Raw genomic sequence first — 8,097 nt, 5'->3', positions numbered from 1 at the left:
TTCGTTCGTTCGTTCGTTCGTTCGTTCGGCTAGAATCTTGGCATTCTATTAGCTCAAAATTTTGCAACACCTTAGGCGATTCTAACACATCTATCTCACTCTTTGCTAAAGTCTCATTGAAAAATATTTCCTTAGTCTTTGACTCATCTTTGCTTTGTGCGCCCTTTAACACGCAGTCTTTAAAGGGGAAGTTTAGCACGACTTGCTGCGACTTTTTAAAGCTAGATTCTAGCTGTAAGCCGATTTTATTGCTATAAGCAGTATAGGACTTACCAAGCTCTCTAAGATGTAAAAAGTCTAAAAACCTATCCTTGTCAAACACTGCCACACTATCAATCTCTGTGAAAAATCGCTCTTTAAATTCACTAGATTCTAGCAAAAAGCCTAGAAGCTCTCTATTAGAATCTATCGCTAAGGAGCGCACATTTTCTAAGCTAGTAAATCTCTCTTGCAAAATATGTAGTAGTATATGCTCTTTTTGTGATGTTGCTTTTTGCATATTGCTCCTTTGTAGTGATTGCATAAAATTGTAGCTAAAGATTTGGTGTTAGCATAAAGTAGCATACATAAAGAAATGGGCTAAATCATTGCTTTACGCGATTATATCAAACTCTCTTGTAATAAACACACTTAGCAAACACGCAAGGCCGCAATCTTTTGCAATTGCCACTTTGTATCAAGCAGTATTTGAGAGCCTATCATCTCAGCTATAAGTCAGTCCATAATCAACAAGTAAATGTACAACTAGATAGACAATTGGAGTGTGTGGGGTGTGTAAAAGTAGCAGAGCCTAGCTAGCTAGAGCTAGGCAAATGCGCTACAAGTGCGCAAAGTCAAAGTGTGGTTATAGCTTGTTAGCATTTTTTGCTAGGTAGTCAGCTACGCCTTGCGCAGTTGGCTTCATACCATCTTGCCCTTTTTGCCAGCCAGCTGGACATACTTCTCCGTGCTCTTGGAAAAATAGCAATGCATCAGCCATACGAAGCATTTCATCCATATTGCGTCCAAGTGGAAGATCATTAATCACAGCGTGGCGGACAATTTGGTCTTTATCAATCAAAAAGCTACCGCGCAATGCCACAGCACCATTAACTAGCACATCATAATCCCTAGAAATTTGCTTGGTAATGTCAGATACCATAGGGAAGCTTACATTGCCGATACCACCTTGATTGATAGGAGTATTTCTCCACGCAAAATGCACCACATCAGAGTCAATAGACACACCAATGACACTGAAGCCTTTTTCTTGGAAATCTTTTACGCGGTGATCCATAGCAAGAATCTCACTTGGGCAAACAAAAGTAAAATCCTTAGGCCAGAAGAACACAACTGCGCCGTTTTTACCGAGATTTTTACTTAGCTCAAAATTCTCTACAATTTGTCCATTTGCCAAAACTGCTGGTGCCATAAAATCTGGGGCTTTTCTTGTTACTAACATACAAAATCTCCTTAAAAAGTGAAATAAGTTTGATAATAATTAGTAATTATTATCATTTGAGTATTGTAGCTAGCAAAGGTTAATAATACACCCTAAACAGTAGTTATAGCATAGAGATCATAGCCCACTTTTAGCCTAGATTTTGCTAATTTTTGCTACCATTATAGGCTTAATTCCCAAAGCAAAACCGATCGCATCATCGCATCAAAGGATTATTATGGATTCTACTCATCTCTTTCTTATAGATGTCGCCTATGTGGCTGATTTACCGATAATAGAGGCGCATTTAGCAGAGCATAGAGCATATCTTGCTAGGGGCTATAAAGAGGGTTTTCTGCTTGCTTCTGGTCCAAAAACTCCACGCACGGGCGGTATGATTATCGGGCGTTTTGTCTCAAAAAACGAAGCGCAGGCTTTCGCCAACAACGATCCATTTGCTCTAAAAGGCGTAGCAAACCACACCATAGTGGAGTTTGACCCCGTGCTATATGCCAAAGACATTGCTAAATTTTTGACAAAGTAGGCAAATATGAATGACATAATCCACTTTATTGTCGATGCAGTTGGCACGCTTGGGTATGCAGGTATATTTTTTATGATGTTTTTAGAATCTAGCTTCTTCCCTTTCCCATCAGAGGTAGTAATGATCCCAGCAGGCTATCTTGTCTATAAAGACTCTATGGATATGAGTTTGGCACTTGCAGCTGGGGCAGCCGGCAGTCTAGCTGGAGCGATATTCAACTATGTTTTAGCCCTGTATTTTGGGCGCGCATTTGTAGTGCGCTTTGGAAAGTATGTATTTTTTAGCGAGCAGACAATGACAAAAATGGAAGGCTACTTTTCTAGACACGGAGAAATTAGCACATTTTTAGGGCGTTTAATACCCGGCGTGCGTCAATACATCTCCTTGCCCGCAGGCTTGGCAAAAATGAATCTTTGGAAATTTAGCATTTACACAACTCTTGGCGCACTCATTTGGATCACTATTCTAGCGATATTTGGCTACTATGTGGGCACAATGTTTGGTGATGATTTAAGCGCGAGCGGGATTGCCAATGTCCTAATCGATAAAGCCACGACTTTTGATATTAGAAAATCCTTGCACATCATTGTGCTATGCACCCTTGGAGCAGTCGCACTTATCGCCCTACTCTACATCCTATGGTATAGAAGAAAACGCAAAAATGTCTAAAACACCACAGCTTGTCGTAGCACTTGATCTCCCAAGCCTAGAGGAGAATCTCGCCCTAGCGCGCACCATTAGTCTATGCCCTAAGCGCGAGAATATTTGGCTCAAAGTAGGCTTGCGTGCCTTTATCCGCGATGGTGCAAAAGGTGTGGAGGTGATCAAAAAGACAAGCGGAGCTAGAATCTTCTTAGACCTTAAACTCTATGACATTCCTAACACGATGGCAGATGCAGCTAATGAATGCGCAAATTTAGGCATAGATATGATGACTATCCACGCAAGCTCTGGATTAGATGGTATGCGCGCTGTGGTGCAGACTCTAGCCAAAAACGCGCCAAATATGAAGATAATGGCAGTAAGTGCGCTTACAAGCTTTGATGATAAAAGCTTTTATGCAGTGTATGGGAAAAAAGTGGATTGTGGTGTGTTCAACTTGAGTGCGCTTGCTAGTGAAGCAGGAGTAAGTGGTATGGTCTGCTCCGTGTTAGAATCTAGCACAATTAAGGCTAAACATAGCCACTTGCTAACCCTAACACCCGGAATCCGCCCAGCACAAGATCGCAAACTAGATGATCAAAAGCGCACCGCCACAATCCAAGAAGCCATAAGCGCAGGGGCAGATTTTCTTGTCATCGGTCGTCCCATCTACACAGCGCAAGACCCAAAAGCTGCCATAGAATCTGCACTTATACAAATAGATTCTGCTAGCTTGCAAGGTAGCTTGCGATGAGCTCTATGGCAATTTTGCACACAAAGCAAGAGCTGTTAGATTTTAGATCTACTCTAGATCCTAAGCAGAGCTTAGGGCTTGTACCGACAATGGGAGCACTGCACAACGGACATAAATCTCTAATCCAAGCAAGCACGCAAACAAACCCACACACCATTGTCTCAATCTTTGTAAATCCTACGCAATTTGCCCCAAGCGAGGATTTAGCACGCTATCCGCGCACATTGGAGAGCGACTGCGCACTTTGTGAGACACTCAATGTAAGTGCGGTATTTGCCCCAAGTGTGGAAGAAATGTACCCTGACAATATGCAAGGCGCGCTTGATGAAGTAGTCATACTTCCACCAAAATCTATGGGCTATGTGCTAGAGGGCTTTGCGCGCCCCACACATTTTGCTGGAGTGCTGCAAGTTGTACTAAAGCTCTTTATGCTTACGCGCGCGCATAACGCATATTTTGGGCAAAAGGATGCGCAACAGCTTTTGCTCATTAAGCGTATGGTGCGAGATTTATGTCTGCCTATTTGCATACATAGTTGCCCTATTGTGCGCGATAGTGATGGACTAGCCCTTAGCTCACGCAATATCTATTTGAGTCCTAGCGATCGCACGCAGGCACTAAGCTTACATAAGGCACTAGAATCCATTAAGTGTGCCTATGATCAAGGCATAATGGCAAACAAAGAACTACAAAATATAGGAAAGGCAGAGCTTAAGGATATAAATATAGAATACCTTGAAATAATTGATGAAAACCTATCACCCATAGAAGATTTGCGCCACGCCTATGGCGCACGCATTGTCGTGCTAGCAGCAAATGTCGGGGGGGTTCGGCTATTGGATAATATATGGCTATGAGAGTCAATCAAGGAGCAAGTATGAAAAAAATTTTTTCTATAATCTGCTCACTGGCACTTAGCGTGCAAGCGAGCTTTGGCTTTGAGAGTATCGATGAAGCGTTGAAAAATGGTGTGAGCAAGGGTGATGTGATTTTGTATGGGAATTATGTGGGGCTACAAAGGGGCGATGCCACTACCATAGGAAATGAGTCATTAGAGCTTGCGCACTATGCCTACTTGGGAAATCTAGGCTACCTTATGGGCAATGTGGGGCTAAGCTATACTTCTGGCTTCTACAAAAATTTCCGCGCTTCTATTGGATTCCGTGCGGTGGCGTCATTTTATGATGCACACGCTGGATTGTTCCCGCCCACTGGTGGCAAGGGTGATACAAAAGCCGACTTTTTTAACCAAAGTCAAGCCGCTATCGCAGAATCTTTTATTGAGTATTTTGATGGCGATACAAGCCTAAAAGCTGGGCGTATAGCCATTGCAAATGACTGGGTAAATGTGCTTGCTGATGGAATATGGCTACGCAATCGATCCTTTGAAAAACTCTTGCTTGAAGCATTTTGGGTTAATGACTTTGGGCGCATTGATTACTATCAAATGACTAGATTCTACCGCCCCACAACAATCGGACTCTACCACACAGGCTTAAAATACTACATCCTAAATGATGCCCTAAGTGCTAGAATCTACACCTACTTCGCGCCCCCTATTTTCACTGCTGTAGGTGGCAGAATCGATGGGAAAATTTCATTTTTGGACTTTGACTTGAAAGGAAATGTAGGGTATGCATATAGCATTGAACATAGCAATACGCTCCCTACCACAAACCATCTCATCAATGCTGGCAAAGATGGTAATGCCTTTTATGCGCAAACATCATTTGGGTTGCCCAATGTCTTTGACATAGCGGCAGGCTATATCCACACAGGCAAAGAAACTGGCTGGGGAAGTCTAGCAATTATGGGCAATAACATTGATCCATTTTTCATCTGGGGTGGCAAAGTGCTAAAAACACAGCCAAATGTCAATCTCATCTATGCCAAAGTCGCCACAAAAGTCGAGCGATTCAATTTTCTTATCACCTATGGTGCGAGCTTCTATGACTATATCTTTGGTACCAAAATCACCAAAGCCAATCAAAATGAGCTAAATCTCGCTATGGAGATAGGCTTCACGCATAATGTTATAGGTGTAATTAATGTGCTAAATACACATTTAGATTCCCTTGGTGTGCCCACGATGACACAGGTCAATGGTGGCTTACGACTAACTTTCTAGTAAGCTTACACGGCTTCATCGTGTAGCATATCTTTGACTATGTACTTTGGGCGTGCTTTGATCTCTTGGTATGCCTTGCCAATATACTCTCCAATAATCCCGAGGCTTAAAAGCTGTACCCCACTTAAAAAACACAAAAGCACTGCAAGAGATGTCCAACCCTGTACTGCTTGATGTGTAAAAATCTTTACCCATAGCACATAGAATCCAAAAAAAATAGACAACACAAAAAGCATACCGCCAAGCGCACTCACAAACCGCAAAGGCACAATAGAAAAGCTTGTGATACCACTCCACGCAAAAGAAAACATTTTTCTAAGGCTGTATTTAGACTCGCCAGCAAATCTTGGCTTCACATCAAAATACACAATATCCTGCTTAAGCCCCATGTCTAGCACAATGGCGCGTAAGAACAAATTAGACTCTCTATATTGAAACAATATCTCCAACGCTCTGCGACTAAGCAAGCGATAATCGGCGTGATTTTTTACAATCTTTACTCCAAACACTCCCATAAGCTTGTAGAAAAATAGCGCGCTAGACTTCTTAAACACAGAATCTGTGTTCCGATCATTGCGCACACCAAGCACCACATCAGCACCATTGCAAAACTTCTCCACAAATTCTATAAGCTTCTTTTCATCTTGCTGCAAATCGCAATCAATACTAATGGCGCAATCACACTTACCAAGCGCGTAATGCAGTCCAGCTAAAAGCGCACTTTGATGACCAAAATTCCTCGCAAGCCTTATGGCTAGGAATTTTGGCTGACTACTTCTTAACGGGGGGGGGGGGGAACTTAGTGCAACATTTCTCATATGTCGCTTATCAAAATGTGCTTTGGCAATCTCCCAAGTCCTATCACTACTACCATCATCGACAAGCACTAGCGCGCTTTCTTTGGCGATGACACTAGCTTGTATCATTTGCGTGAGTTTAGATTCTAGCACGCACAATGACTCTAGTAATACTTTCTCTTCATTAAAGGCTGGCACAACTAGATATAGCCTAGGACTCATAGCCACTCCCTTGCGTCATTATCTATCCTTGCTCTTGAAAACCTTGACAAAGTTAAGGCTGGATCATACCCTATTATTTGTAAGATGATTCTAAATCACTGCAATTTTATGAAGAATTATTTGCACTATAAACATCAAATACCCCTATCAAAACACACCCATTAAAATAAAAATGCTACTCAATTCACTTTTCTACAAAAGTTCTGACTTTTTATAATATGAGAGTATTTATCTCTATCCATATCATAAACTAAATATTTTATCTTGTAATTACTAAATGATATGATTTTAATATGTTTTGGACAAAGAGATATTGAACTATCCTCTCTTTTATGCACAAATAACTAGTTAAGGAATCCAATAAGATGATTGTAGAAATAGAATCCAAAACAACACATTTTCTACTATCATTTTTCAAGAAAAAATGATATTGCATCTTTTCTCTGCAAATTTTTAAATCATTGTTTGGATTCTGAAAAAAGCAAAGTTACACCCACCGGGATTTGCAGCTTGTTGTATCCACAATGTGCTTTGTTTATCATACATATAGCACCTTCTGCCGTCATAACCCTCTGGAGTTTGTATAATTTCTCGAAAATCTGTCTTTGACAAAATTTTAGCCAAAGATTCTACGCTACTCTCTTCAAATTCTTTTTTATTCATAAAGCTTTAAGAATTGCGGATTGCTTCATAGATTGATTTGAGATTTTCACCATCAAAAACATAAAGACGATATATGCCTTCCGCCCACCAAAATCACAACCTAACTCACATATATCATAGTATTTCCAAGCATTTTTATCTGTTTTTGTCTTTAAGGCTCTACCTGTCTTATGTCATTCAATGTTTTTTCCTTGTATCCTTTATAAACCTTATTATAGTCCTTATTTTCTAGGGATTCTACTATGCCTTCTCTCATTTCCACACATTGTCCATCAAAACGCTTGGAGTGTTGATGTGTTTTGATAATCTCTCCTGTATCAGTGGCAATATCACTATCATACACATATTCTGCATACAGTCCTTGACTAGCAACTATGCCTAGCATTATTGCTAATAATTTTTTCATCGTTACTCCTTAAAAATTGAGATTACTACCATCGTATAAGTAGTATTTTGCTCCTTTTGGTTTTGTAAAAAAGTCTGGCTTTGTTCTGTTTTTAACATTTTTCCACCTTTGTGTGCTAATAGCTATGTGAATCCAATAGCTATTGTTGAGTTCAAATATACATTGTGAAATGATGTTTTTATTTAAACCATCAACTTTGTCATTACAAATATCCTCATAGAGTTTAATAAGTAATTTTTTATTGTTATTTCCAATCAATGCAATACCTGCTGCTTCACAATAAGAGTGCTACGAAGTCTCGCTAGCACCAATTTTCTTATTAAGCTCTGGGTAACGCACACCGCTATTAATATGAATTCTATATATTGCATTTTCTCCGTTAAGAAAGTATGTGTGTTTATATCTTTTTTATACGCTTTGATGATGCCTATATTTGCATTTTTTTGATTTTGTTTTGGAAATCTAAGTTTTTGGTAGCATTCTTTATTCTGGTAGATACAAGGTTTTGTGATGATGTTTGG

11 protein-coding genes are annotated in these 8,097 nt (G+C 40.2%); 5 read left to right on the top strand and 6 right to left on the bottom strand.

Annotated elements, in window-relative coordinates:
* Positions 1 to 499 (bottom strand): site-specific DNA-methyltransferase (locus IKB69_RS05875; protein WP_290947236.1); only part of this gene is annotated, 499 nt, incomplete at its 3' end.
* A gap of 345 nt (positions 500 to 844) precedes the next feature.
* Positions 845 to 1,441 (bottom strand): peroxiredoxin, encoded by a 597-nt coding sequence (locus IKB69_RS05870; protein ID WP_290947233.1) that lies wholly within the window; start codon positions 1,439 to 1,441, stop codon positions 845 to 847.
* A gap of 217 nt (positions 1,442 to 1,658) precedes the next feature.
* Between IKB69_RS05870 and IKB69_RS05865 the strand changes: the two genes are divergently transcribed.
* Genes IKB69_RS05865 through IKB69_RS05845 form a run of 5 tightly spaced genes read left to right on the top strand, consistent with a single transcriptional unit; the run spans position 1,659 to position 5,488 of the window.
* The gene (locus IKB69_RS05865) at positions 1,659 to 1,964 is read left to right on the top strand and encodes a YciI family protein (RefSeq protein ID WP_290947230.1); all 306 of its coding nucleotides are present in this window, start codon (positions 1,659 to 1,661) and stop codon (positions 1,962 to 1,964) included.
* Between the two features lie 6 nt (positions 1,965 to 1,970).
* Positions 1,971 to 2,633, top strand: coding sequence for a DedA family protein (locus tag IKB69_RS05860; protein WP_290947227.1), 663 nt, complete (start codon positions 1,971 to 1,973; stop codon positions 2,631 to 2,633).
* Positions 2,626 to 3,360, top strand: a complete 735-nt coding sequence (pyrF, locus tag IKB69_RS05855) for an orotidine-5'-phosphate decarboxylase (protein WP_290947224.1) — start codon at positions 2,626 to 2,628, stop codon at positions 3,358 to 3,360. Before IKB69_RS05860 ends, pyrF begins: the two co-directional genes overlap by 8 nt.
* 5 nt (positions 3,361 to 3,365) lie before the next feature.
* Positions 3,366 to 4,217, top strand: a complete 852-nt coding sequence (gene panC / locus IKB69_RS05850) for a pantoate--beta-alanine ligase (RefSeq protein WP_290947239.1) — start codon at positions 3,366 to 3,368, stop codon at positions 4,215 to 4,217.
* 20 nt (positions 4,218 to 4,237) lie between these two features.
* Positions 4,238 to 5,488, top strand: a complete 1,251-nt coding sequence (locus IKB69_RS05845) for an Opr family porin (RefSeq protein ID WP_290947220.1) — start codon at positions 4,238 to 4,240, stop codon at positions 5,486 to 5,488.
* A gap of 5 nt (positions 5,489 to 5,493) precedes the next feature.
* On the opposite strand, the gene IKB69_RS05840 is transcribed toward IKB69_RS05845, so the two are convergent.
* The 4 genes from IKB69_RS05840 to IKB69_RS05825 form a co-directional block, all read right to left on the bottom strand.
* Positions 5,494 to 6,507, bottom strand: a complete 1,014-nt coding sequence (locus IKB69_RS05840) for a glycosyltransferase family 2 protein (protein WP_290947217.1) — start codon at positions 6,505 to 6,507, stop codon at positions 5,494 to 5,496.
* A gap of 453 nt (positions 6,508 to 6,960) precedes the next feature.
* Positions 6,961 to 7,170, bottom strand: a complete 210-nt coding sequence (locus IKB69_RS05835; RefSeq protein ID WP_290947215.1) for a hypothetical protein — start codon at positions 7,168 to 7,170, stop codon at positions 6,961 to 6,963.
* Positions 7,171 to 7,321: 151 nt separating this feature from the next.
* Positions 7,322 to 7,576, bottom strand: a complete 255-nt coding sequence (locus tag IKB69_RS05830; protein ID WP_290947212.1) for a hypothetical protein — start codon at positions 7,574 to 7,576, stop codon at positions 7,322 to 7,324.
* 254 nt (positions 7,577 to 7,830) lie between these two features.
* Positions 7,831 to 8,097 (bottom strand): hypothetical protein (locus tag IKB69_RS05825; RefSeq protein WP_290947208.1); only part of this gene is annotated, 267 nt, incomplete at its 5' end.

Source organism: Helicobacter sp. (assembly GCF_017502485.1).
Classification (GTDB): Bacteria; Campylobacterota; Campylobacteria; order Campylobacterales; family Helicobacteraceae; genus Helicobacter_B.
This window is presented reverse-complemented; position numbering and strand designations above follow the sequence as displayed.